22 protein-coding genes are annotated in these 23,220 nt (G+C 73.4%); 17 read left to right on the top strand and 5 right to left on the bottom strand.

The genetic code is table 11. The annotated features are described in order from the left end of the window. The first annotated feature begins 79 nt into the window (after positions 1 to 79). The 5 genes from ABFT23_RS00740 (at position 80) to ABFT23_RS00720 (ending at position 7,228) form a co-directional block, all read left to right on the top strand. Entirely contained in the window at positions 80 to 235 is a 156-nt protein-coding gene (locus ABFT23_RS00740) for a hypothetical protein (RefSeq protein ID WP_347891841.1), read from the top strand. Further along, entirely contained in the window at positions 235 to 708 is a 474-nt protein-coding gene (locus ABFT23_RS00735; protein ID WP_347891840.1) for a RidA family protein, read from the top strand. Before ABFT23_RS00740 ends, ABFT23_RS00735 begins: the two co-directional genes overlap by 1 nt. A gap of 3 nt (positions 709 to 711) precedes the next feature. Then, entirely contained in the window at positions 712 to 1,578 is an 867-nt protein-coding gene (locus tag ABFT23_RS00730) for an NUDIX hydrolase (RefSeq protein WP_347891839.1), read from the top strand. Further along, positions 1,575 to 2,390 carry an MBL fold metallo-hydrolase gene (locus ABFT23_RS00725; RefSeq protein ID WP_347891838.1) on the top strand — a complete coding sequence of 272 codons (816 nt, stop codon included), beginning with the start codon at positions 1,575 to 1,577 and terminating at the stop codon, positions 2,388 to 2,390. Before ABFT23_RS00730 ends, ABFT23_RS00725 begins: the two co-directional genes overlap by 4 nt. A 152-nt stretch (positions 2,391 to 2,542) precedes the next feature. Then, positions 2,543 to 7,228 (top strand): M1 family aminopeptidase, encoded by a 4,686-nt coding sequence (locus tag ABFT23_RS00720; protein WP_347891837.1) that lies wholly within the window; start codon positions 2,543 to 2,545, stop codon positions 7,226 to 7,228. 126 nt (positions 7,229 to 7,354) lie between these two features. On the opposite strand, the gene ABFT23_RS00715 is transcribed toward ABFT23_RS00720, so the two are convergent. Beyond that, on the bottom strand, positions 7,355 to 8,032 hold the full coding sequence (locus tag ABFT23_RS00715) for a Crp/Fnr family transcriptional regulator (protein ID WP_347891836.1): 678 nt from the start codon (positions 8,030 to 8,032) through the stop codon (positions 7,355 to 7,357). Between the two features lie 171 nt (positions 8,033 to 8,203). On the opposite strand from ABFT23_RS00715, the gene nth reads away from it, so the two are divergent. The 4 genes from nth to ABFT23_RS00695 are packed head-to-tail and all read left to right on the top strand — an operon-like array spanning position 8,204 to position 11,437. Then, positions 8,204 to 8,914 (top strand): endonuclease III, encoded by a 711-nt coding sequence (gene nth, locus ABFT23_RS00710; RefSeq protein WP_347891834.1) that lies wholly within the window; start codon positions 8,204 to 8,206, stop codon positions 8,912 to 8,914. Then, positions 8,911 to 9,522 carry a TlpA family protein disulfide reductase gene (locus tag ABFT23_RS00705; protein WP_347891832.1) on the top strand — a complete coding sequence of 204 codons (612 nt, stop codon included), beginning with the start codon at positions 8,911 to 8,913 and terminating at the stop codon, positions 9,520 to 9,522. Before nth ends, ABFT23_RS00705 begins: the two co-directional genes overlap by 4 nt. After that, positions 9,519 to 10,244 carry an NUDIX hydrolase gene (locus tag ABFT23_RS00700; RefSeq protein ID WP_347891830.1) on the top strand — a complete coding sequence of 242 codons (726 nt, stop codon included), beginning with the start codon at positions 9,519 to 9,521 and terminating at the stop codon, positions 10,242 to 10,244. Before ABFT23_RS00705 ends, ABFT23_RS00700 begins: the two co-directional genes overlap by 4 nt. Next, positions 10,241 to 11,437 (top strand): MarP family serine protease, encoded by a 1,197-nt coding sequence (locus ABFT23_RS00695; protein WP_347891828.1) that lies wholly within the window; start codon positions 10,241 to 10,243, stop codon positions 11,435 to 11,437. Before ABFT23_RS00700 ends, ABFT23_RS00695 begins: the two co-directional genes overlap by 4 nt. 3 nt (positions 11,438 to 11,440) lie before the next feature. On the opposite strand, the gene ABFT23_RS00690 is transcribed toward ABFT23_RS00695, so the two are convergent. Then, positions 11,441 to 11,845 (bottom strand): phage holin family protein, encoded by a 405-nt coding sequence (locus tag ABFT23_RS00690; RefSeq protein WP_347891827.1) that lies wholly within the window; start codon positions 11,843 to 11,845, stop codon positions 11,441 to 11,443. Positions 11,846 to 11,988: 143 nt separating this feature from the next. Here ABFT23_RS00690 and ABFT23_RS00685 point away from each other — a divergent pair, with 143 nt between their 5' ends. After that, a complete protein-coding gene (locus ABFT23_RS00685) occupies positions 11,989 to 12,741 on the top strand; it encodes an SDR family NAD(P)-dependent oxidoreductase (RefSeq protein WP_347891826.1) in 753 nt (250 codons plus the stop codon). A gap of 24 nt (positions 12,742 to 12,765) precedes the next feature. Here the strand turns inward: ABFT23_RS00685 and ABFT23_RS00680 are convergent, their stop codons facing one another. Genes ABFT23_RS00680 through ABFT23_RS00670 form a run of 3 tightly spaced genes read right to left on the bottom strand, consistent with a single transcriptional unit; the run spans position 12,766 to position 15,469 of the window. Continuing rightward, complete coding sequence (locus tag ABFT23_RS00680; protein WP_347891824.1) at positions 12,766 to 13,233, bottom strand: nuclear transport factor 2 family protein; 468 nt, start codon at positions 13,231 to 13,233, stop codon at positions 12,766 to 12,768. Beyond that, positions 13,230 to 14,261, bottom strand: coding sequence for a TIGR03617 family F420-dependent LLM class oxidoreductase (locus ABFT23_RS00675; protein ID WP_347891823.1), 1,032 nt, complete (start codon positions 14,259 to 14,261; stop codon positions 13,230 to 13,232). Before ABFT23_RS00675 ends, ABFT23_RS00680 begins: the two co-directional genes overlap by 4 nt. Next, complete coding sequence (locus tag ABFT23_RS00670) at positions 14,258 to 15,469, bottom strand: acyl-CoA dehydrogenase family protein (RefSeq protein WP_347891821.1); 1,212 nt, start codon at positions 15,467 to 15,469, stop codon at positions 14,258 to 14,260. Before ABFT23_RS00670 ends, ABFT23_RS00675 begins: the two co-directional genes overlap by 4 nt. A 123-nt stretch (positions 15,470 to 15,592) precedes the next feature. On the opposite strand from ABFT23_RS00670, the gene ABFT23_RS00665 reads away from it, so the two are divergent. The 7 genes from ABFT23_RS00665 to ABFT23_RS00635 all read left to right on the top strand — a co-directional run bounded on the left by ABFT23_RS00665 (position 15,593) and on the right by ABFT23_RS00635 (position 23,165). Then, the gene (locus ABFT23_RS00665; protein ID WP_347891820.1) at positions 15,593 to 16,972 is read left to right on the top strand and encodes a zinc ribbon domain-containing protein; all 1,380 of its coding nucleotides are present in this window, start codon (positions 15,593 to 15,595) and stop codon (positions 16,970 to 16,972) included. After that, positions 16,972 to 18,159: an acetyl-CoA acetyltransferase gene (locus ABFT23_RS00660; RefSeq protein ID WP_347891819.1), complete on the top strand. Its 1,188-nt coding sequence runs from the start codon at positions 16,972 to 16,974 to the stop codon at positions 18,157 to 18,159. The genes ABFT23_RS00665 and ABFT23_RS00660 overlap by 1 nt, the downstream gene beginning before the upstream one ends. 106 nt (positions 18,160 to 18,265) lie before the next feature. Continuing rightward, positions 18,266 to 18,877 (top strand): TetR/AcrR family transcriptional regulator, encoded by a 612-nt coding sequence (locus ABFT23_RS00655; protein ID WP_347891818.1) that lies wholly within the window; start codon positions 18,266 to 18,268, stop codon positions 18,875 to 18,877. A 72-nt stretch (positions 18,878 to 18,949) separates the two neighbouring features. Further along, entirely contained in the window at positions 18,950 to 20,038 is a 1,089-nt protein-coding gene (locus tag ABFT23_RS00650; protein ID WP_347891816.1) for an acyl-CoA dehydrogenase family protein, read from the top strand. Then, a complete protein-coding gene (locus tag ABFT23_RS00645) occupies positions 20,038 to 20,952 on the top strand; it encodes a hydroxymethylglutaryl-CoA lyase (protein WP_347891815.1) in 915 nt (304 codons plus the stop codon). Before ABFT23_RS00650 ends, ABFT23_RS00645 begins: the two co-directional genes overlap by 1 nt. 59 nt (positions 20,953 to 21,011) lie before the next feature. Next, complete coding sequence (locus ABFT23_RS00640) at positions 21,012 to 21,863, top strand: MaoC/PaaZ C-terminal domain-containing protein (RefSeq protein ID WP_347891814.1); 852 nt, start codon at positions 21,012 to 21,014, stop codon at positions 21,861 to 21,863. A gap of 126 nt (positions 21,864 to 21,989) precedes the next feature. Beyond that, positions 21,990 to 23,165 (top strand): ABC transporter substrate-binding protein, encoded by a 1,176-nt coding sequence (locus ABFT23_RS00635; protein WP_347891812.1) that lies wholly within the window; start codon positions 21,990 to 21,992, stop codon positions 23,163 to 23,165. Positions 23,166 to 23,220 lie beyond the last annotated feature (55 nt).

Raw genomic sequence — 23,220 nt, 5'->3', positions numbered from 1 at the left:
CACCGTAGGCGGGCCGACCGGCCCCGTCGTCAGACCACGGGATGACGTGGGGGAGCGGTGCGTGAGTAGGGTGCGAGGCATGACCGTCTGGGAGTACCAAGTCGCGCCCATCCCGCTGCACAACGAGGCGCTGATGCTCAACAACTTCGGCCAGGACGGGTGGGAGCTCGTCGCCATTCACACCAACGCGCAGGGCGGCCTGATCGCCTTCCTCAAGCGGCCGAAGGCGTCCTGATGGCCGCGGGCGCGACGCCGGAGGAGCGGCTGGCCTCGATGGGGCTGGCCGTGCCCGAGGTCGCCAAGCCGGTCGCCGTCTACGTGCCGGCGGTGCGCACCGGCCAGCACGTCTTCACCTCGGGCCAGCTGCCCATGCGCATGGGCGAGCTCCTCGTCACCGGCAAGGTCGGCGCAGAGGTGACGGCCGAGGAGGCCTACGCCTGCGCCCAGCAGTGCGCGCTCAACGCGATCGCCGCCGTGCGGGCCGAGATCGGCGACCTCGCGCAGGTGGTGCGGGTGGTCAAGGTCGTCGTGTTCGTCGCCTCGGCACCCGACTTCACCGGACAGCCTGCCGTGGCGAACGGCGCGTCCGAGCTGCTCGGCGAGGTCTTCGGCGACGCCGGCGTGCACGCGCGCTCGGCGGTCGGTGTCTCGGTGCTGCCGCTCGACGCCCCCGTCGAGGTCGAGGTCGTCGTCGAGATCGCCGCCTGACGCATGCGCATCCCGCTGCCGCCCGTCCCGCTGCCCGAGAGCATGGTCGAGGTCGCCCGCGAGTTCGCCGAGGGACGACGCGAGCCGGCCGAGCCGCGCAACGCCGCGACCGTCGTCCTGATGCGGGCGGGCGAGTCCGGGCCCGAGGTCTACTACATGCGCCGGCAGGTCTCCATGGACTTCGCGGCGGGCATGGCGGTCTTCCCGGGCGGTGGCGTCGACCCCCGCGACTTCGACACCGAGGTCGCCTGGGCGGGCCCGACGCCGGCCGAGTGGGCCGCGCGCCTGGGCTGCGACGAGGAGACCGCTCGCGCGCTGGTGTGCACCGCGGTGCGCGAGACGTTCGAGGAGTCCGGCGTGCTGCTGGCCGGGCCGTCGGTCGACGAGGTCGTCGCCGACACGACCGGCGACGACTGGGAGGCCGACCGGGTCGCGCTCGAGACGCGCGAGCTGTCGATGACCGACTTCCTGCTGCGGCGCGGCCTGGTGCTGCGCACCGACCTCCTCGGGGTCTGGGACGCCTGGCTCACGCCGGTCTTCGAGCCCAAGCGCTACCGCACCTGGTTCTTCGTCGCCGCCCTGCCGGAGGGGCAGCGCACCCGCGACGTGTCGTCGGAGTCGTCGTCGGTCGTGTGGCTCCCGGCCGCCGTGGCCGCCGACCAGGCCGACGCCGGCGAGCTGGCGATGATGCCGCCGACCTACCTGAACTCGATGGAGGTCGGCACCTACCCCAGCCCCGAGGCGGTGCTCGCCGCCGCGGCCGACCGCTCGGTGCAGATGTTCACGCCGTCGGTCGAGCCGCTCGGCGACGGCCACACGCTCTCCCTGCCCGACCGGCTCCGGCCGCTGGTGGCGGAGCGTCGTCGATGAGCGAGCCCTGGGCCGGCGGCCCCTTCGGCGTGCGCGGGCAGTGCCTGCTCGCCCCCAACCCCGGCATCATGACGCTCGACGGAACCAACACCTGGGTGCTGCGCGAGCCGGGCTCGACCACCTCGGTCGTCGTCGACCCGGGCCCCGTCGCCGACGGTCACCTCGACGTCGTCGACGAGACGACGGGCGACGTCGGCGTCGTCCTGCTCACCCACCACCACTACGACCACTCCGAGGTCGCCGTCGAGCTCGCCGAGCGCAAGGGCTGCGCCGTGCGCGCCCTCGACCCCGCGTTCTGCCACGGCGCCGACCCGCTCACCGACGACGAGGTGATCTCGGTCGGCGGCCTGTCGCTGCAGGTGCTCACCACGCCCGGCCACACGGCCGACTCCGTCTCGTTCCTGCTGCCGGCCGAGCGCACGCTGCTCTCGGGTGACATGGTCCTCGGGCGCGGCACCACCGTGGTCGCGCACCCCGACGGCCAGCTCGGCCCCTACTTCGACTCGATCGAGCGCATGCGCGCGCTCGTCACCGACGGCCACGTCGACACGATCTGGCCGGCCCACGGCCCGGTGCTCGACGACGCCGGCGCCGTCCTCGACTTCTACCTCGCGCACCGGCGCGACCGCCTCGACCAGGTGCGTCGCGCGCTCGAGCAGCTCGCCGACGAGCCGCGCCCCGAGGGCATCGCCGACGACGAGCTGCCCCGCCGCGTCGTCGAGGTGGTCTACGCCGATGTCGACCCGGTGCTCTGGGACGCCGCCGAGCTGTCGGTGCGCGCGCAGCTGGCCTACCTGCGCGAGGGCCGCTGACCCGATCGGCCGCTCGCGGGCGCGGACGCAACATGATTGTCATACAACAATCCCTCGGTTTCCCAGCGACTGTCGGTGCCCGGCACTAGGTTCGACGCCGAACCCCGCTCCGTCTCGGACTGGTCAGGCGGGACACCCGAGAGAAGAGCTGGATGACGAAGGCACGAATCCGTCCCGCCGCGCTCGCAGCGCGCATCGCCACCCTCGCCGTCGCCGCCGGGCTGCTGGCCGCGCTCCCGGCGCCGGCCACGGCGGCCCCGGTCGCGCGCAAGGCCGACCCGGTCGTCGGCGGGCTCACGGCGTCCCCCGCCGACTCGCTGTTCCCCAACCAGGGCAACAGCGGCTACGACGCGCGCCACTACGACATCGACTTCTCGGTCGACGTCGGCATCTCGGCGGTGCCCAACGGTGCCGCGACCACCACGATCGACGCGACGACGACCATCGACGCCGTCACCACGGGGGCGCCGCTGTCGTCCTACGCCTTCGACTTCCAGGGCACCTCGACCACCCTCGAGGCCTCGACGCTCAACGTCACGGCGGTCAGCGTCAACGGCGTGCCCGCGGCCTTCACGCGCATCGAGAACACCACGGTGCCCAACGCCACGACCGACGTCCACAAGCTCGTGGTCACCCCGGTCACGCCGGTCGAGGGCGCGTTCACCACCGTGGTGCAGTACGCCGGCCAGCCCGTCGTGCACCGCGACACCGACAACTCGATCGAGGGCTGGAACAACACCGTCGACGGGGCGACCTTCGTCAACCAGCCCGTCGGCTCGATGACGCTCTTCCCGAACAACAACACCCCGCGCGACAAGGCCACCTACACCTTCACGGTCGAGGCCCCCACGAAGCTCCGCTCGTCGAACCCGACGCAGACCGCCGAGCACCCGGTCGCCGTCGCCAGCAACGGTGAGCTCACGTCGAGGACGCCCAGCGCCGACGGCAGCACCACCACGTGGGTGTGGGAGCAGCGCGAGCAGATGGCCAGCGAGCTGTCGATGGTCTCGGTCGGACGCTACGACGTCTACACCTCCGACATCACCCTGGCCAGTGGTCGCACGATCCCGGAGTGGACGTTCATCGACCCCGTGATCAGCGCCCAGAACCGCGCCACCACGCTGAGCAGCCGCGCGCAGCTCAAGCAGATGATCGACTTCATGGAGGCGCGCTACGGGCCCTACCCGGGCAACAGCACCGGCCTGGTCACCGACAACACGACCGGCATCAACTACGCGCTCGAGACCCAGGACCGCCCGTTCTTCCCCAACTCGGCCGGCCGCGGCACGACCATCCACGAGATGATGCACGCCTGGTGGGGCAACAACGTCTCGCCGGTCGACTGGAACGACATCGTCATCAGCGAGGGCAGCGCGCGCTACTCCGAGTCGCAGTTCCCCTACGAGTCCGCCGGCTCGTCGACGACCGCGACCGAGACCGCGATGTACAACCTGTGGAACACCAGCACGGCCACCAGCGGCACGTTCGCCGTCGCCCCCGCGGCGATGACCCAGGCCAGCCAGCTCTTCGGGGCGCAGGTCTACAACAAGGGCGCGATCACGCTCGAGGCGCTGCGCACCTCCATCGGTGACGCCGACTTCAAGACCCTGATGCGCACCTGGCAGGACACCTACGGCGGCACCGACGGCACCGTGCGCCGCACCCAGCAGTTCGAGGACCTCGCCGAGAGCATCACCGGCCGCGACCTCACCGCGTTCTTCCAGACGTGGTGGTTCACCGCCGGCAAGCCCGCCTGGCCGGTGAAGTTCAACCTGAACGCCGCCGTCCCGACCGCGCAGGTCAACGCCGGCGACGCCTACCCGCTCGTGCTCTCGACCCGCAACACCGGCCGGGTCGCGATGCCGGCCGGCGGCACCGTCGTCACCGCCGACGTCGCCGACGTCCTCGACGACGCCACGGTGGGCACCCTGCCCGCGGGGGTCACCCTCGACGGCACCACCCTCACCTGGGCGGTGCCGGCCACCGCGGTCGGCGCCACGAGCAGCGTGACCGTGCCGTTCACCGTCGGTGCCGCGACGTCCACGGGCAGCCGGCTGCGTGCCGTGGCCCGGGCCGCGACCCTCGGCGGCACCTGCATCGAGTGCGCGCCGAGCACCACCGTCGGGCTCACCCCGATCGCGACCGCGCCGGCCCCCACGATCGACGGCCTCACCGCCGGCGCCCCCGTGGTCGGTCAGACCCTCACCGCCCTCACCGACGGGTGGCCCGCCGGCACCACGTTCGCCTACCAGTGGTTCATCGACGGCACCCCGGTGCCCGGCGCGACCGCGCGCACCTACGTGCCGAGCGTCGACGTCGTCGGGCTCACCGCCTCGGTGCGGGTCACAGGCACCCTGGCGGGTGCCGCGCCCACGTCGGCCACCAGCGCCGCCACCGCGATCGGCGTCCGCGCCACGTTCCCCGCGGTCACGCTGACCGTCTCGGGCACGCCCGCCGTGGGTCAGCCCCTCACCGTCTCCGAGGGAGCCTGGCCGGCCGGCACCGTGTTCACCTACCAGTGGCGGGCCAACGGCACGAACATCGCGGCCAGCCTCGGCGCCGCCGGCCCGATCTTCACGCCGACCGCCGCGCAGGTCGGGCAGGCCCTCGACGTCGTGGTCAGCGCCACCAAGGCCGGTTACACCTCCACGACGGCGACCAGCGCCGCGACCGCACCGGTCGCCCTCGGCACGCAGACCCTGCAGCCGACGCCGACCGTCGCGCCGCTCCCGCCGCGGCCCGACACGGTGCTGACCGCGAGCCCCGGCACCTGGGACACCGGCTCCACGCAGACCTACCGCTGGCTGCTCGACGGCGAGGCCACCGCGGTCACCACCACCACCTTCACGCCGACCGTCGCCGACATCGGCAAGAGCCTCGTCTTCGAGGTCACCAGCACCCGCGCCGGCTTCGCCACTGTCGTGAAGACCAGCGAGCCCGCCACCGTCGCCCCGCTGCTGCAGACCCTCACCCCGACGCCGGTGGTCACCGGCTCCGGCCGGGTCGGTGAGCCCCTCACCGTCGACGTCGGCACCTGGGACGACGGCACCACCCAGACCGTCCAGTGGACCTTGGGCGGCGAGCCGATCGACGGCGCCACGGGCCTCACCTACACCCCCGCCGCCGCTCAGCTCGACGGTGCGATCCGCGCCGTCGTCACCAGCACCCGGTCGAACTACGAGACCGTGACCCGCGCCAGCGACCCCGTCACGGTGCTCGCCGGCACCCAGACGTCGACCCCGACCCCGACGATCACCGGGACCGCGAAGGTCGGCGTCGCGCTGACCGGCGTGCCCGGCACGTGGGACGACGGCGTCACGCTCACCTACCGCTGGCTCGCCGACGGCGTCGCCGTCGCGGGCGCCACCTCGACGACGTTCACGCCGACGGCGGCCCAGCTGGGCGACGTCATCACCTTCGAGGTCACCGGCACCCGGGCCGGCTACACCACCGTCGTGCGCACCAGCGAGCCGACGGCCGCGGTCGTCGCCGGCGACCAGGGTGCCACCCCGACGCCGACGATCACCGGCACGGCCAAGGTCGGCGTCCCGCTCACCGGCATGCCGGGCACGTGGGACGACGGCACGACCTTCACCTTCCGCTGGCTCGCCGACGGTGTCGCCGTCGCCGGCGCCACGGGCCCGACGTTCACGCCCGGCCCGGCGCAGGTCGGCCGGCGCATCACGTTCGAGGTCACCGGCACGCGTCCCGGCTACACCCCGGTCACCCGCACCAGCGCGCAGACCGCGGCCGTCGTGGTCGGCGACCAGGTGCTCACGCCCACTCCCACCGTCACCGGCACCGCCCGGGTCGGCGTCGAGCTGACCGGCAACCCGGGCACCTGGGACGCCGGCACCACCCTCGCCTACCAGTGGGTGGCCGACGGTGAGCCGGTCCTCGGCGCGACGGGCACGACCTTCACGCCCGGGCCGGGCCAGGCGGGCGCCGTCCTGCGGTTCGTCGTCACGAGCACCCGCACGGGCTACACCACCGCCGTCCGCTACAGCGACCCGACCGCACCGGTCGCGCTCGGGGCCCTCGCCCCGACCTCGGTGCCGACGATCTCCGGCACGCCGAAGGTCGGCGTCGAGCTCACCGCCGACGCCGGCGAGTGGGACCCCGCCGCGACCCTGTCGTACGTCTGGCGGGCCGGCACGCAGCAGGTCGGCACCGGCGCGACCTTCACGCCGGGGGCCGCCCAGGCGGGCGCCACCCTCACCGTCAGCGTCACCGGCACCCGTGCGGGCTACGCCTCGGTCACCGAGACGAGCGAGCCCACCGCGGCCGTCGCGCTCGGCGACCAGGTGCGTCGTCCGGTGCCCGGGGTCGCGGGCGTGCGCCGGGTCGGCTCGACCCTGACGGCCGTGCCCGGCACCTGGGACGACGGCACCACGCTCACCTACCGGTGGCTGCGCGACGGCGCCCCGATCGCCGGAGCGACACAGGCGACCTATGTGCTGAAGCCCGCCGACCAGGGCCGCCAGGTCCGGGTCGCGGTCACCAGCCGCAAGGCCGGCTACACCGACGCGGCCGGCCTCAGCCCGGCCGGGGCGACCATCGCCCCGGGTGTGCTGGCCCGTCAGCCGAAGCCGGTCGTGAAGGGCGTCGCCAAGGTCGGTCGCACGCTCACCGCCGTGCCCGGCACGCACGACGCCGGCGTGCGGCTGCGCTACCAGTGGTTCGCCGGCGCGCAGGCCGTCGCCGGGGCCACCGGGCGCACCTTCAAGGTCACCGCCGCGCACCTCACCCGCAAGATCCAGGTGCGCGTCACCGCGACCAAGCCGGGCTACGTGACGGTCACCAAGAACAGCGAGCGCACCGCGCGCGTGACGCGCTGACCGGCTGCTGACCGAGGTCGAGCGAGCCGCCCACGGTGGGCGGCTCGTTCGGCGGCCTCGACGAAGACCCCGGACGACGAAACGCCCCGGACCGCATCGGTCCGGGGCGTTCGTAGGTGCAGCGGGTCAGCGAGCGCGGCGGGCCAGGCGCTCGACGTCCATGATCACGACCGAGCGGGGCTCGAGGCGGAGCCAGCCGCGCGAGGCGAAGTCGGCCAGGGCCTTGTTGACCGTCTCGCGCGAGGCGCCGACCAGCTGGGCGAGCTCCTCCTGCGTGAGGTCGTGGTGCACGTGGACGCCGTCGTCGGCCGTGCGGCCGAAGCGGTCGGCGAGGTCGAGCAGGGCCTTGGCGACCCGGCCGGGCACGTCGGAGAAGACGAGGTCGGCGACGACGTCATTGGCCTTGCGGAGCCGGGCGGCGAGCTGGGAGAGCAGGCCGCGGGCCACGACGGGCCGGCCCTCGAGCCAGCGGAGCAGGTCTTCGTGCGACAGCGAGGCGAACTCGGCGTCGGTGACGGCGGTGACCGTGGCCGAGCGCGGGCCGGGGTCGAACAGCGACAGCTCGCCGAACATCGAGCCCGGGCCGAGGATGGCCAGCAGGTTCTCGCGGCCGTCGGCCGAGGTGCGGCCGAGCTTCACCTTGCCCTCGAGCACGATGTAGAGCTTGTCGCCGGAGTCGCCCTCGTGGAAGAGGACGTCACCGCGGCGCAGGCGGGTCTCGCTCATCGATGCCCGCAGCGCCGTCGCTGCCTCGTCGTCGAGCGCGCTGAACAGTGGTGCCTGACGGAGCACGTCGGTGTCCACGGGGCCTCCTGGAGAGTGCGGTGATGGGCACACGCCCACCAGCGGAATCCTAGACTGTGAACGACCTCACGACGCCAGGGCGCTCCGTCGACGCCGCCACGGGCCGGCGCCGTGCCGTCGACGAGGGCGCTGAGGCCCGGTCTGTCGGCGCCGGACCGTAGGCTGACGCCCGTGCCTGCCGCTCCCGCCGCCCCCGACACCTCGCTGGTCCGCCGGGCCCGCAAGGTCGACCGGGTCCTGGCCGAGACCTACCCCGACGCGCGGTGCGAGCTCGACTTCGACAACGCCTTCGAGCTGCTCGTCGTCACCGTGCTCAGCGCGCAGACCACCGACCGGCGGGTCAACGCCGTCCGGCCCACCCTGTTCGCCGCCTACCCCGACGCCCGTGCGATGGCCGCGGCCGACCGCGAGCGCCTCGAGACCATCGTCGGCCCGCTCGGGTTCTTCCGCGCCAAGTCCGAGTCGCTGCTCAAGCTCAGCGCGGCGCTCGTCGAGCACCACGACGGCGAGGTGCCGGCCCGGCTCGACGACCTCGTCGCGCTGCCCGGGGTCGGGCGCAAGACCGCCAACGTCGTGCTGGGCAACGCCTTCGGCGTCCCCGGCATCACCGTCGACACCCACTTCGGGCGCCTCTCGCGCCGCCTCGGCTGGACCACCGAGACCGACCCGGTCAAGGCCGAGCACGCCGTCGGGGCGCTGTTCCCGAAGCGCGACTGGGTGATGCTGTGCCACCACGTCATCTGGCACGGACGCCGCTGCTGCCACGCCAAGAAGCCCGCGTGCGGGGCCTGCCCGATCGCGCGCTGGTGCCCGTCCTACGGCGAGGGCCCCACCGAGCCCGACGTCGCCGCCAAGCTGCTCAAGACCGAGGGCCCGGCGTGAGGCGTCGCCTCGCCGCGGCCCTGGCGGCCGCCCTGCTGCTCGGCGGCGTGACCGCCTGCGACGGCGGCGTCCCCGGGCCGGGCCGCAGCGACGTCGACGTCGACACCCCCCAGCTGCGCGAGCAGAAGGCCGCGGCCGGCATCGAGGACTGCGTGCCCGGCACCGGCGCGAGCGACCTGCCGAGCCTGACCCTGCCGTGCCTCGGCGGCGGGCCCGACGTCGACCTGTCCACGCTCACGGGCCCGGTGCTGCTCAACGTCTGGTACTCCGCGTGCGCGCCGTGCCGCAACGAGATGCCCGTGCTGCAGCAGTTCCACGAGCAGTACGGCGACCAGGTGCCTCTCATCGGCATCGACACCGAGACCACGCCGTCGTCCGGCATCGGGTTCGCCGGCGAGGTCGGCGCCACCTACCCCCAGCTGGCCGACCCGGGCGGCGACATCTTCGGCGACGAGGAGCTGCGCCTCGTGCAGGCCGCCCCCCAGACGATCTTCGTCGACGGCGACGGCGACATCGCCACCATCGCGGCCACGGAGATCAAGAGCGTCGAGGAGCTCGTCGACCTCGTCGAGACCCACCTCGGCATCACGCTGACGGACGCGCCGTGAGCTGGGCCGAGCACCCCGGGCTGCCCGACTGGCTGCGCCCGGTCGAGACGGCGGCCCGGTCGATCACCGTGCACGACCTGACCCGGTTCATGGTGCCCGACGACGCCGACGGCGTCCGCCGCTCCGCCGTGCTCATGCTCTTCGGCGAGGGTCCCTCCGGGCCCGACCTGCTGCTCACCGAGCGGGCGCACCACATGCGCTCGCACCCGGGCCAGGTCTCGTTCCCCGGCGGCAGCATCGATCCCGGCGAGACCCCGCAGCAGACCGCGCTGCGCGAGGCCGAGGAGGAGACCGGCCTCGACCCCGCCGGCGTCGAGGTGTTCGCCGAGCTGCCCGAGCTGTGGCTGCCGCCGAGCAACTTCGCCGTCGTCCCGGTGCTGGCCTGGTGGCGCGAGCCGAGCCCGGTCACCGTGCGCTCGCCCGACGAGGTGCACGCGGTGTGGCGGGTGCCGATCAGCGAGCTGCGCGACACCGCCCACCGCATCACCGTCATCGGGCCCCGCGGCTGGAAGTCGCCGGGCTTCCTGATCGGCGACGACCACGACGTCATCCTGTGGGGCTTCACCGGCGGCATCGTCGCCCGCTTGTTCGAGTACCTCGGATGGATCGATGATCTACCCGACGCCCCCGAGCGCGAGCTGCCGTCGTACATGCTGGGGGGCCGACCGCCGCAGAACACCGACGTCCTGCCCAACACGGAGTTCGAGGAGCGACGCCGGTGAACCTCCTCGACTGGTTGCTCGTCCTGCTCGTCCTGGCCTACGCGCTCTCCGGCTACTGGCAGGGCTTCGTCACCGGCGCCTTCGCCACGGCCGGCCTGCTCGCCGGTGGCCTGCTGGGCATCTACGTCGCGCCGCTGATCCTCGGCGACTCCGACCCGTCGCTCACGGTCTCGTTGGGTGCGCTGTTCATCGTCATCGTGGGCGCCTCGCTCGGCCAGGCGCTCCTGCAGTTCGTCGGCGCCAAGATCCGCGACCAGATCACCTGGCAGCCGGCGCGCGTCGTCGACGCCGCCGGCGGGGCCGTGCTGAGCGCGGTCGCGGTGCTGCTCGTGGCCTGGGCGTTGGGCGTCGCCGTCAGCGGCTCGCGCATCGGTGGACTCACCGCCATGGTGCGCGACTCCAGCGTGCTCCGCACGGTCAACAGCGCGCTGCCCAACGGCGCCCCGAAGGTGCTGCAGACCTTCAACGAGGCCGTCGGCAACTCGTTCCCGCGCTACCTGCAGCCGTTCGCCGAGGAGGAGATCCGCGAGGTCGCGCCCGGCGCGCAGCGGCTCAAGTCCGACCCCGACATCGCCGCCGCCGAGCAGAGCGTGCTCAAGGTCAAGGGCAACAACTCCTGCGGTCGCGGGGTCGAGGGCACCGGCTTCCTCTATGCCGACGACCGGCTGATGACCAACGCCCACGTGGTCGCCGGTGTCGACGAGCCCACGGTCGAGATCGACGGCGACGCGGTCGACGCCGAGGTCGTCTACTACAACCCCGACCTCGACGTCGCCGTGCTGAGCCTCGACGACCGCGACCGACCGACCCTCGACCTCGTCTCCGGTGACGACGAGGAGCGACGCTTCGTCACCGACGCGAAGGACGGCGTCGCCATCCTCGGCTACCCCCAGGACGGTCCCTACGACGTCCAGCGCGGGCGCGTGCGCGAGGAGCGCAAGCTCGAGTCACCCGACATCTACGGCGACGGCAGCGTCATCCGCGAGGTCTACTCGCTGCGCGGCCTCGTCCGCCCCGGCAACTCCGGCGGTCCCATCGTGACCACCCAGGGCCATGTCGCCGGCGTCGTGTTCGCGGCGTCGGTCACCGACGACGACACCGGCTACGCGCTCACCTGGGCGCAGGTGGCCGACGCCGCCGACGCCGGCCGCGAGGCCACCCAGGGCGTCTCGACCCAGGGCTGCGCGGGCTGAGCGTCAGGCCTTGCCCTTGAGGGCGCTCGGGATGGCCTTGCCCTGCTCGATGGCCTTCTCGGGCGGTCCGACCTTCTTGACGCTCCGCACGCCGAGCAGGCCGAGCAGCGCGGCGACGAGGAGGTAGAAGCCGAAGACGATGAGGAAGGCCCAGTGGAGGGCGAGGCCGTCGCCGTTCCAGTGGATCAGGTAGGCGAAGGCCACCGAGAGCATGATGATCGCGAGCACGGCCACGAAGGCCGCCGCCGCGAACAGCGCGATGCCGACGCCGGCGAACCTCACGCTCACCTTGAGCTCGGACTTCGCGAGCTGGATCTCCTTGCTGATGAGCGAGGAGATGTCGCGGCTGGCGTCGTTGACCAGCTTGCCGATCGTCGGCTCGTCGGCCTGGGGCTGCTGCGTTGCCATCGTGGTCCTTCAGTCGGTCTCCGGTTCGAGGCCCCAACCTACTGCCAGGCGTCGGCCCGGCCGGTAAACGCCGGGTTCCGGCGGCGTCATCGGTGGATGGTCAAGCGCTTGCTTGGCGTCGAGCGCCGCCCTAGCCTGCCGTTATGGACCTGGGACTGGCCGGATGCACGGGCGTCGTCACCGGGGCGAGCCAGGGGATCGGTCGGGAGACCACCTGGGCCCTGGCCCGTGAGGGCGTCCGTGTCGCCGCGGTCGCCCGCGGGCGCGACGCGCTGGAGGACCTCGCCGACGAGGTCGAGGCCGCGGGCCTGGCCCGCCCGCTCGTCGTCCCCGCCGACCTGGCCGAGCGCGACGCCGGCGCCCGGGTCCGCGAGCAGGTCGTGGCCGGCCTCGGCGGCGTCGACCTCCTGGTCAACAACGCCGGGCAGGCCGACCCGCCCGCCGCCGAGCTCGACGAGGACGCCTGGCGTCGCGCGTTCGAGCTCAACTTCCACGCCAAGCGGATGCTCGCCGAACAGCTGCGGCCCCTGCTCGCCGTCCGCGGGCGGGGCCGGGTCGTCAACCTGGTGGGCCTGCTGGAGCCCGTCGGGGTCTCGGCCGCCCAGGCGGCGGTCGCCGCGTGCATCCTGTGGGCCAAGGGGTTCTCGCGCGTGGTCGCGGCCGAGGGCACCACGGTCAACTGCCTGGCTCCGGGGCGCATCGACAGCGAGCAGCTGCGGCGGCACTTCCCGACGCCCGCGTCGCGGCAGGCGTTCGCCGACGCCCACGTGCCGGCCGGACGCTTCGGGACGCCGTCCGAGGCCGCTGCCGTCGTCGTCTTCCTCTGCTCGACCGCGGCCGCCTACGTCACCGGCGAGACGATCGCCGTCGACGGCGGCATGCACCGCCGCGCCTAGGGCAGACGGCGAACCGACGCCGCGTCAGCCGCGCGCGTAGCGCTCGAAGCGCTCGGGGAGCGGCTGCGACCCGCCCGAGGACACCCCGGCGATCCGCACCCGCCGGGTCGCGATGCGCCACCGGTCGCCCTCGTCGACGAGGTCGTCCTCGTAGGTGCCCCACACGTGCAGGTGGAGGTCCTGCTCGACGTTGTCGTGGAAGGCGTAGACGTAGGTGAGCGTCTCGGCGCGGCCGTCGCCGAGCGACAGGTACGCGATCGTCGAGCAGTGGTGGCTGGTCGCGTCGTACTTGCCGGTCGCGGCGTCGAACAGGGCCCGCAGGGTGGCGCGGCCCCGGGTGATGTTGCCGTGGCCGTAGTCGAAGGCGCCGTCGTCGGTGAAGAGGTCGGCGAGCAGGTCGAGGTCGCGGCGGTCGATGCCGCGGCTGTAGGCGTGCAGCGTGTCGGCGATCTCGGCGCGCGCGACGAGGTCGGCGGCGCTCAGGCGGCTCATCGCGCGGCCTCGACGGGTGCCTCGTGGAAGGCGGCCAGGACGGCGCGCAGCCGGTCGGGGTCGTCGACGGGCCAGTCGTAGTAGGACGAGATGCGGTCGAGCCGGCCGCCGAACCGCTCGTGCGCGAGGCGCGGCATGTCCTCGGGCGAGCCGATGATCGCGATCTCGCCGAGCAGCGTGTCGTCGACCAGGCCACCCATCTCGGCCCACCGGCCCTCGCGCGAGAGCGTCTGCAGCTCGGGCTGCAGCTCGCCGTAGCCGACGGTGTCGAGGACGGCGCGGTAGGCCGGCGTGGAGGCGTAGAACGCGATCTGGTCGCGCGTCTTGGCGCTCCACTCGGCGATCTGCTCCTCCGTGTCGCCCATGACCATGAAGATCGGGCAGTAGAGCTCGAGCGCGTCGCGCGAGCGCCCGGACGTCGCGAGCCCGCGGTCGACGGCCGGCAGGGTGACCGTGTCGAGGTAGGCCTGGGTGGTCATGCCGTGCAGCAGCAGGCCGTCGCACAGCTCGGCGCCGAGCTCGGTCATCTTCGCGCCGACCGCGGCCACGGCGGTGGGGACGGCGAAGTCGTGGTGGTGCGGGGTGAACACCGGGCTCATCAGGTTGTGCCGGTAGTGCGGGCCCTCGTAGTCGAGCCGGGTGCCGTCGCGCCAGGCGGTGAAGATGGCGTCCATCGCCTGCAGGAAGTCACGCATGCGCCCGATCGGTGAGCTCCAGGGCATCGAGAAGCGGCGCTCGACGTGGGCCTGCACCTGGCTGCCGAGGCCGACGATGAACCGGCCCTGCGAGATCGCCGCGAGGTCCCAGGCCAGGTAGGCCACCGACATCGGGTTGCGGGCGAAGGCGACGGCGATCGCCGTCCCGACGCTGACCTCGGAGGTCGCCATCAGTGCGGCCTGCGACTGCAGGAACGCGTCGGTGACGCTCTCGCTCGCCCAGACCCCGTCGAAGCCGTGTGCCTCGGCGCCGGCCGCGGCCGGGCCGCAGGCGGCGGCGGAGGAGCCGATCATGCCCATGTCGATCTTCATCGTGCGTCCTTCGGTAGGTGCAGGACCCGTTCTCCCACGGCGTTCTTGAGGATCTCGTCGGTGCCTCCGCCGACCCGGAGCCCGGGCAGTCCGAGCGTCAGCTCGGACCAGGCGTAGGTGCCCCAGTCGCCGGTGTCGGCGACGTGGGCGGCACCGAGCAGGTCGGCGGCCACGTCGCTCATGCGGGCGAGCAGGTCGGTGGTCAACAGCTTGGCCAGGGCCAGCTCGGGCCCGGGCGTGCCGTCGGTCTCGAGGTAGCGCGCCGTGGTCAGGCGCGCCGCCCAGGCCCGGACGACGACGTCGGCGAGGTCGTCGCGGGTGCGCGCGTCGAGCGGCAGCGGGACGCCGTCCGGGGCGTCGGCGAGGTGGCGGGCCAGCTCGACGAGGCGGTCGACCAGGGCCTCGTCGACGCCGACCTCGCGACCGATGGCCGAGCGCTCGTGCAGCAGGGAGGTGACCACGACCGACCAGCCGCCGTCGACGTCGCCGACCCGTGCCGAGTCGGGCACCCGGACCTCGGTGAGGAAGACCTCGTCGAACGAGGCGCCGCCGGTCAGCTGCCGGATCGGGCGCACCTCGACGCCGGGGGAGCCCAGGTCGACCAGGAACGTCGTGAGCCCGGCGTGCTTGGGCACGTCGGGGTTCGTGCGGGCGATGCACAGCCCGATGTCGCTGAAGTGCGCGCCCGAGCTCCAGACCTTCTGGCCGGTGAGCAGCCAGTCGTCGCCGTCGCGGACGGCCTGGGTCGACAGGCCCGCCAGGTCGGACCCGGCGCCGGGCTCGGAGTAGAGCTGGCAGGCGACGAGCTCGGCCGAGCGCAGCTGCGGCAACAGCGACTCCCGCTGCTCGGGGGTGCCGTGGGTCAGCAGGGTGGGGCACAAGGTGGAGACGCTGAAGCGCAGGTAGGAGTCGTCGGGCAGGGTGTAGCCGGACTCGACCTCGCGCAACGCCTCGGCGTGCTCGGCCGACAGGCCCCGGCCGCCGTGCTCCGCGGGGCCGTCGACCCAGGCGAGGTCGTGGGCGACCAGGTGAGCGCGGTAGCGCTGGAGGGCGGCGAGCTCCTCGGCCTCGCCCTCGGAGCGTTCGGCGACCACGGAGACGCGGTCGTCGCCCTGCCCCCATCCGCTGGTGCCGGTGGTGCGCGGCGGGGCGAAGGCCCCGATCACCCGGTGCGCCTCGTCGCGCAGCTCCTGGGTCGAGATGTCCACTCGGGCGGGCTCCTTGCCTCGGGGGTGACGTTCGTCCTAAAGTAGCAAAGCAAGTGCTTGATTCACATAGGTGGACCGAGTGAAGATCCTGAGGTCCCCGCCCGGCGGGAGGACGGAGTGCCCGTGGTCGGCATCGAGAGCTACGCCGCGTACCTGCCGTCGGTGCGGCTCGACCGAGCGGCGGTGACGGGTGCGCTCGGCAGCGGTCGCGGCCGCGGTGAGCGCCCGGTGGCCTCCTACGACGAGGACACCACGACCCTCGCCGTCGCGGCGGCCCGCCGCGCCCTGAGCGGTCGGGGGACGACGCCCGACACGCTCTGGTTCGCCACCACGCGCCCGGCCTACCTGGAGAAGTCCAACGCCGCCACCGTCGCGGTCGCCTCGGGCCTGCCGGCCGAGACGGCGGCCTACGACGTCGGGGGTGCCCTGCGCGGCGGGGCCGGCGCGCTGCGGGCCGGCCTGGCCGCGGGCGCCGAGGGCGCGGTCGTGGTGGGCTCCGACGTCCGGTTCGGCCTGCCCGGCTCGCCCGACGAGAGCGGCGGCGTCGACGGCGCGGCCGCGTTCGTCCTCGGCCCCGACCCGGTCGCCGAGCTCGTCGGCACCGCGTCGGTGACCAGCGAGTTCCTCGACCGTTGGCGCGAGCCGGGCGCCACCCGCACCCGCACCTGGGAGGACCGCTTCGGCGTCGAGGAGTACGTGCCGCTCGTGCAGCGCGTCGTCGACGACCTGCTGGGCCGGTGCGAGCTCAAGCGCGAGCAGCTCGACCACGTCGTCGTCAGCCTGCCCCACCCGCGGGCCCTGGCCGCGGTGACCAAGACCTTCGAGACCGGCCAGGTGGCCGCCGGTGCCGCCGTCGGCGGCCACGCCGGCGCGGCCGACCTCGGCCTGCGCCTGGTCGCGGCACTCGACGCCGCGACCCCGGGCCAGCTGGTCCTGGCGGTCTCGGCCGCCGACGGCGCCGACGCCTTCGTCTTCCGCGTGACCGAACGGCACGCGCCGACCCCCACCCCGCCGTCCCCGACCCAGCAGGTCTCGTACGCCGACTTCCTCACCTGGCGCGGGCTCCTGCCGCGCGAGCCGGCCCGGCGTCCTGACGTGAAGCCGCCCGTGCCGCCGGCCTCGCGCCGCAGCGCGGCGTGGAAGTTCGCCTTCGTCGCCGGGCGCTGCACCGAGTGCGGCTACCGCAACCTCCCGCCGCGCCGGGTCTGCCTGCGCTGCTCGGCCCAGGACGCCTTCGAGCCCGTGTCGATGGTCGAGGTGCCCGCCCGGGTCGCGACCTTCACCGACGACTGGCTCTCCGAGTCGGTGCAGCTGCCGGCCAAGGTGGTCGCGGTCGACTTCGACGGCGGGGGCCGCTTCGAGTTCGAGATGACCGACGCCGTCGGTCGCGAGGTCGCGATCGGCGACCTCGTCTCGCCGACCTTCCGGGTGGCGAGCATCGCGGCCAACGGGGTGCGCAACTACGTCTGGAAGGTCCGCCCGGCGGACGAGGGAGGCAACTGATGGCCACGCACAAGCTCGCCAACCCGGTCGCGATCGTCGGGATGGACTGCACCCGCTTCGGCGAGCACTGGGACCGCAACGTCGACGACCTGCTCGTCGAGGCGACCCACGGCGCGATCGCCTCGGCCGACGGGCTCACCCTCGACGACGTCGACGCCTTCTGGCTCGGCTCGATGATCTCCGGGGTGTCGGGCCTGACGCTGACGCGCCCGCTGAACATCAGCCACAAGCCCGTCACCCGGGTCGAGAACATGTGCGCCACGGGCTCGGAGGTCTTCCGCAACGCCTGCTACGCCGTCTCCTCCGGTGCCTACGACGTGGTGATGGCCGTCGGCGGCGAGAAGCTCAAGGACGCCGGCTACTCCGGGCTCGAGATGCCGAGCGTGCCCAACGACGGCACCGCGCCGGTGCTCAGCGCCCCGGCCATGTACTCGATGATCGTGCCGGCCTACGCCCGTCGCTACGGGATCTCGGAGGACCAGGTGAAGGAGGCGATGACCCACATCGCCTGGAAGAACCACGCCAACGGTGCCCTCAACCCCCGCGCGCAGTTCCGTCGCGAGACGCCGCGAGAGACCATCGCCGCGGCGCCGGCCCTGGCCGGGCGGCTGAGCGTCTTCGACTGCTCCGGCGTCGCCGACGGGGCGGCCGCCGCCGTCGTCGTCCGGGCCGAGGACGCCCACTGCTACAGCGACCGCCCGCTCTACGTCCACGCCATCGCGATGGACGCCGGGTCGGGCACCGGGCGCAACGACAGCGACTACGACTACTCCGAGCTCTCCGAGGCCGCGGTGTCGAGCCGGGCGGCCTACGAGCAGGCCGGGATCACCGACCCCGCGCGGCAGATCTCGCTCGCCGAGGTGCACGACTGCTTCACCCCGACCGAGATGGTGCTGATGGAGGAGCTCGGCTTCTCCGAGCGCGGCAAGGCGTGGCGCGACGTCCTCGACGGGCGCTACGACCGCGACGGCGCCCTGCCGGTCAACGTCGACGGCGGGCTCAAGAGCTTCGGCCACCCGATCGGCGCCAGCGGCCTGCGCATGCTGTTCGAGATGTGGTTGCAGTTCCGCGGCGAGGCCGGCGAGCGTCAGGTCGCGGACCCGCAGTTCGGGCTCGTGCAGAACCAGGGAGGCAGCCCGGGCGACCTGGTCAGCGCGGTCACCATCGTCTCCGACCGGCGCCCGTGAGCCGTGTGCCGTTCCGTGCGCGGGGCCGCGGCCGTTGCATACTCGGTCCAGCCGCGGGTGATCATCGGGTACCTGTCGGCGTTGACGACGAGAAAGTAGGGACACCGTGACCACGACACGGCGACGCTCCACCGGGTCCCCGACCGGGGTGGCGCGCAAGGAGCTCATCGTGCGCTCGGCGGCGAAGGTCTTCGCCGAGAAGGGGTTCTCCAGCGCCACCGTGCGCGACATCGCCGACGAGGCGGAGATGCTCTCGGGCAGCCTCTACTACTACTTCGACTCCAAGGAGGCGATGGCCGAGGAGGTCCTCGTCGCCTACCTCGACGCGATGATCGGTGGCTACCACGCCGCCGTCGAGCAGGCCGGGTCGCCCGCCGAGGCGCTCGAGCAGCTGATGGCGACCGCCCTGCGCGGCCTGGTCGACAACCGCGAGCAGGTGACGATCCTGCAGAACGACTGGCACTACGTGCGGCCCATGCAGGGCATCGTCGAGCGCCAGCACCAGATCGAGTCGCTGTGGCTCGAGACGATCCAGCAGGGCATCGACGCCGGCGCCCTCCGCGGCGACTTCGACGCCCGCATGCTCTACCGCACCATCATGGGCGCGGTGCAGGCCGTCATCCGCTGGTTCGACCCGCGCGGCAAGGTCACCATCGACCAAGTCATCGCGCTGCAGACCGCGGTGCTGCTCGACGGCATCCGTACGCCGTCGGCCTGACGGCCGCGGCCGGACGGCGGACGGCCACCTCGTCGTCATCCTGACTTACCAAGCGCTTGCTTCACTATCCTCATGGAGGTCCCGATGCCCTCGTTCGAGCTCAGTGCGGAGCTCACGCCCGTGCTGGCCAAGTTCCTGGCCCACCGCAGCCCTGTCGACGTCAGTCGCGGCGGCGGTGCCGAGCGCTCCCCGCTGTGGCCGGCGCTGGTCGACGAGGTCGGGGTGGCCGGCCTGCTCGTCGCCGAGGAGCACGGCGGGCAGGGCGCCTCGCTCGTCGAGGTCGGCGCGGCCGCCCTCGAGTGCGGCCGGGTCGGCTGGTCCGGCCCCGTGGTGGCGACCGCCGGTGTCGCCGCCAGCCTGCTCGGCGCGCTCGACCCCGACGACGCCGCCGGCCTGCAGCGGGCCGTCGCGCACGACGGTGCCGTGGTCGTCGCGGCCTTCCACGAGGACCCCCGCGGCGCCGCCTGCACCTCGACCGCGTCGTACGACGCCCCGGCGCTGACCGCGCGACGCGTGCACGTCGACAGCGGCACCCATGCCGACACCGTGCTGGTCGAGGCCGTCGACGGCGACGGCGTCCCGGTGCTCTGCGCCGTCGGGGCCGACGACGCCGAGGTCGTGGCCATGGACTCGGTCGACCCCGGTCGCGGGCTCGCCCGCGTCGAGGTGCGGACGGCGACCGCGAGCGTCGTGGCCCGCGGCCCCCAGGTCCCCGACGCCGTCGCCGACGCGTGGCTGGTCGGCGCGCTGCTGTCCTCGGCCGACGCCCTCGGCGCCGCCTCGCGGGTGCTCGACCTGGCGCGCGACTACGCCGTCGACCGGCAGCAGTTCGGCCGGCCCGTCGCGACCTTCCAGAGCGTCAAGCACAAGCTGGTCGACATGTTCGCCGAGCTCGAGACGGCGCGCAGCATGGTCCGCCACGCGCTGGAGGAGGCGGCCGCGCGGTCCGACGGCTGGCGCCTCGCCGCCTCCGCCGCGGCGGCCCGCACGGGCGATGCGACCATGCTCGTCGTCCGCGAGGGGGTGCAGGTGCACGGCGGCATCGGCTTCACCTGGGAGCACGAGGTCTCGCACCACTTCCGCCGCGTCACGGCCGCTCGCGCCCTCTACGGGACGCCGGCCCGCCACCGCGCCCTCCTGGCCGAGGGCATGGGGTTCTGATGGGCGACGTCCCGGCGCGGGTCGTGCTGCGCGACGTCGGCCCGCGCGACGGGCTGCAGAACGAGCCGCCGGTGCCGACGGCGGCGAAGGTCGAGCTCATCGAGGCGCTCGGCGGCACCGGGATCACCGAGATCGAGGCGGTCTCGTGGGTGCACCCGCGCGCGATCCCGCAGATGGCCGACGCGGCCGAGGTCTGGTCGGCCGTGCGGCCCCGCGAGACGGTCCGCTACTCCTCGCTGGTGCCTAACGTGGTCGGCGCCCAGCGGGCGCTCGCCGCGGGCTTCACCGACCTCGAGGTCGTCGTGTCGGCCTCGCGCACCCACAACCTGCGCAACCTCAACCGCACGCCGGAGGAGTCGCTCGACGCGATCGCGGAGGTGATCGAGCTCGCCCACACGGCGGGTGCCCGGTGCCAGGTCATCGTGGCCACCGCGTTCGGCTGCCCCTACGAGGGCGAGATCGAGGAGACCGACGTGGTCGGCTACGCCCTGCGGGCCCTGGCCGACGGCGCCGACTCCCTCTGCTTCGGCGACACCACCGGCATGGGCTCCCCGCCGCGCGTGCGGCGCGTCGTCGGGGCGGTGCGCGACCGGGCGCCCGAGGCCGAGGTCGCGCTGCACCTGCACGACACGCGCGGCACCGGCATGGCCAACCTCGTGGCGGGGCTCGAGGTCGGTGTCGACCACTTCGACGCCAGCGTCGGCGGGCTCGGCGGCTGCCCCTACGCGCCCGGCGCCAGCGGCAACATCGCCACCGAGGAGGCGGTGTACCTGCTCCACGAGCTCGGCGTCGAGACCGGCGTCGACCTCGACCACCTGCTCGACGTCGCCGCGACCGCCGAGCGCATCGTCGGGCGCGAGCTGCCGTCGCGACTCATCAAGGCCGGGCCGCGCACGCGCCTGGCGGCGCTCTGACGGTCCCGGCCCTCACCCTCGCCCGCCCTCTCGCCCGTCCCCAGACCAGGAGAACCACCGTGCCCCTCGACCCGTCCGCCGTCGGCCGTGCGCTGCCCGTCCGGGAGGTGACCTGGACCGACACGACGTCGCTGCTCTACGCCCTCGCCGTCGGCGCCGGCCAGGCCGACCCGCTCGCCGAGCTGGCCTACACGACCGAGAACACCGCCGGGGTGGCGCAGCAGGTGGTGCCCACCTTCGCGGTGGTGCTCGGCTTCGGCGACGGGATGCCCGACGTGGGCGAGTACGACCCGACCCGCGCCGTCCACGCCGAGCAGCAGCTCGAGCTCGACGGGCCGCTGCCGGCGTCCGGCGCGGCCGTGGCCACCACCACCGTCACCGAGATGTGGGACAAGGGTCGCGACGCGATCGTGTGGACCGAGACCGACCTCGTCGACGCCGGCACCGGACGCCGGCTGTCGCGGGCTCGCACCGGCGCCTTCCTCGGCGGGGCCGGGGGCTTCGGCGGCGACCGCGGCACCACGCCGTCCTGGGAGCTGCCCGCCGGGCCGCCCGACCACGAGGTGGCGTTCACGACCCGGCCCGACCAGGCGTTGCTCTACCGGCTCACCGGTGACCGCAACCCCCTGCACTCCGATCCGGGCTTCGCGGCGCGGGGCGGCTTCGAGCGCCCGATCCTGCACGGCATGTGCACCTACGGCTTCGCCGCCCGCCTGCTGGTCGGAGCGCTGGCCGACGGGGACGCGAGCCGCTTCCGCTCGATGTCGGGCCGGTTCACCCGGCCCGTGCTGCCGGGTGACGCGCTGGCGCTGCAGGTGTGGGACGCCGACGAGGCGGCGTCCTTCCGCGTCGTCACGCCGGCGGGCGACGTCGTGATCGACCGGGGGACGGTCGTCGTCGACCGCGGCTGAGCCGGCCCGAACGCACCGGTGATGACCATTGCGTGATGTCGGTCACCGTGCGATTATCAAGTGCTTGCTTCACATTCACCAAGCGCTTGCTTTACTTCGCCGATCCCACCAGGAAAGGGACAGACCGTGTCTCGAACCACCACCACCCGCCGGGTCCGGACGCTCGTCGCCGCCACGGCCGCGACGCTCGTCGCACTCTCGGGATGCAGCTCCACCGACGAAGGGGACGAGAACAGCTACCTCGTCGGCTTCCCTGCGCTCACCTCCGGCCCCGCCGCCTTCGCCGGCGTGCCGATCACCGAGGGCGCCAAGCTGGCGGTCAAGGAGATCAACGACACCGAGTTCCTCGGTGAGGGCAAGACGATCGACCTCAAGATCGACGACATCAAGGGCGACCCCGCCCAGGCCATCGCGCTGTTCAACCAGTACGCCGCCGACGGCGCCTCGGGCGTGCTGTGCTGCGGCCTGTCGTCGGAGGCGGGCGCGCTCGCGCCCGTCATAGAGAAGGCCAAGGTGCCGGCCATCGTGACCTCGGCGATCCTCGCCGACCTCGCCAAGCCGCCCTACGTCTACCGCCCCGTCGTGCTGCCCGCCGAGTCCGGCGGCATCTACGACCAGTTCGTCGACACCGTCGTCCCGGCCGAGGGCATCGAGTCCGTCGTCATGGTCGTCACCGGCGACAACGACGGCATGGTCGGTGACGCGGAGGTCTGGCAGGCCGCGCTCGAGCGCAACGGCGTCGAGGTGCTCAAGACGATCAACACGGCCTCGACCGACACCAACTACACCCAGGCCGCGACCGAGATCGCCTCGCTCGACCCCGACGCCGTCGTGGAGAGCATGCTGGGCACGCCGGCCGCGCTCATGGCCCGCGCGCTCCGCGAGCGCGACTTCGACAAGCGCATCCTCACCAGCTACGGCGTCGACTCGCAGGAGCTCTTCGAGTCCTCGGGCGGCGGCCTCGCCGGCTCGCTGTTCGCGGTGCCGTTCCAGGCGGGCTTCACCGACAACGAGATGGCGGCGGCGTTCACCGAGGCCTACCAGGCCGAGTACGGCAAGGACCCCGACATGTACGGCGCCCAGGGCTACACCGCGATGTGGCTGATGGCCACGGCCATCAAGGAGGCCGGCACGAAGGACGCCGAGAAGGTCGCCGAGGCGCTCGAGGGCATCACCGAGCAGGACACCGTCTACGGACCGGTGACCTACTCCGGCGGCCAGGCGAGCCTCGCGGCCCCCGGCAGCTACCTGGAGTGGACCGAGGACGGGACGCTGGAGGAGTGGACCGGCGCCACCCGCTGACGAACCGGTGACGACCCGGGCGACCGTCGCGGTCGTCCGGGCGCACCACCTGGCA

The organism is Nocardioides secundeburneus, from assembly GCF_039939255.1.
Taxonomy (GTDB): Bacteria; Actinomycetota; Actinomycetes; order Propionibacteriales; family Nocardioidaceae; genus Nocardioides.
Note: the sequence above shows the minus strand (reverse complement) of the source record. Positions and strands in the feature narration are given on the sequence as shown.

What these genes read in the sequence shown, in the direction of transcription:
- ABFT23_RS00740 (WP_347891841.1), top strand. Translation starts at nt 80, where the DNA reads ATGACCGTCTGGGAGTACCAAGTCGCGCCCATCCCGCTGCACAACGAG.
- ABFT23_RS00735 (WP_347891840.1), top strand. Translation starts at nt 235, where the DNA reads ATGGCCGCGGGCGCGACGCCGGAGGAGCGGCTGGCCTCGATGGGGCTG.
- ABFT23_RS00730 (WP_347891839.1), top strand. Translation starts at nt 712, where the DNA reads ATGCGCATCCCGCTGCCGCCCGTCCCGCTGCCCGAGAGCATGGTCGAG.
- ABFT23_RS00725 (WP_347891838.1), top strand. Translation starts at nt 1,575, where the DNA reads ATGAGCGAGCCCTGGGCCGGCGGCCCCTTCGGCGTGCGCGGGCAGTGC.
- ABFT23_RS00720 (WP_347891837.1), top strand. Translation starts at nt 2,543, where the DNA reads ATGACGAAGGCACGAATCCGTCCCGCCGCGCTCGCAGCGCGCATCGCC.
- ABFT23_RS00690 (WP_347891827.1), bottom strand. Translation starts at nt 11,845, where the DNA reads ATGGCAACGCAGCAGCCCCAGGCCGACGAGCCGACGATCGGCAAGCTG.
- ABFT23_RS00685 (WP_347891826.1), top strand. Translation starts at nt 11,989, where the DNA reads ATGGACCTGGGACTGGCCGGATGCACGGGCGTCGTCACCGGGGCGAGC.
- ABFT23_RS00680 (WP_347891824.1), bottom strand. Translation starts at nt 13,233, where the DNA reads ATGAGCCGCCTGAGCGCCGCCGACCTCGTCGCGCGCGCCGAGATCGCC.
- ABFT23_RS00675 (WP_347891823.1), bottom strand. Translation starts at nt 14,261, where the DNA reads ATGAAGATCGACATGGGCATGATCGGCTCCTCCGCCGCCGCCTGCGGC.
- ABFT23_RS00660 (WP_347891819.1), top strand. Translation starts at nt 16,972, where the DNA reads ATGGCCACGCACAAGCTCGCCAACCCGGTCGCGATCGTCGGGATGGAC.
- ABFT23_RS00650 (WP_347891816.1), top strand. Translation starts at nt 18,950, where the DNA reads ATGGAGGTCCCGATGCCCTCGTTCGAGCTCAGTGCGGAGCTCACGCCC.
- ABFT23_RS00645 (WP_347891815.1), top strand. Translation starts at nt 20,038, where the DNA reads ATGGGCGACGTCCCGGCGCGGGTCGTGCTGCGCGACGTCGGCCCGCGC.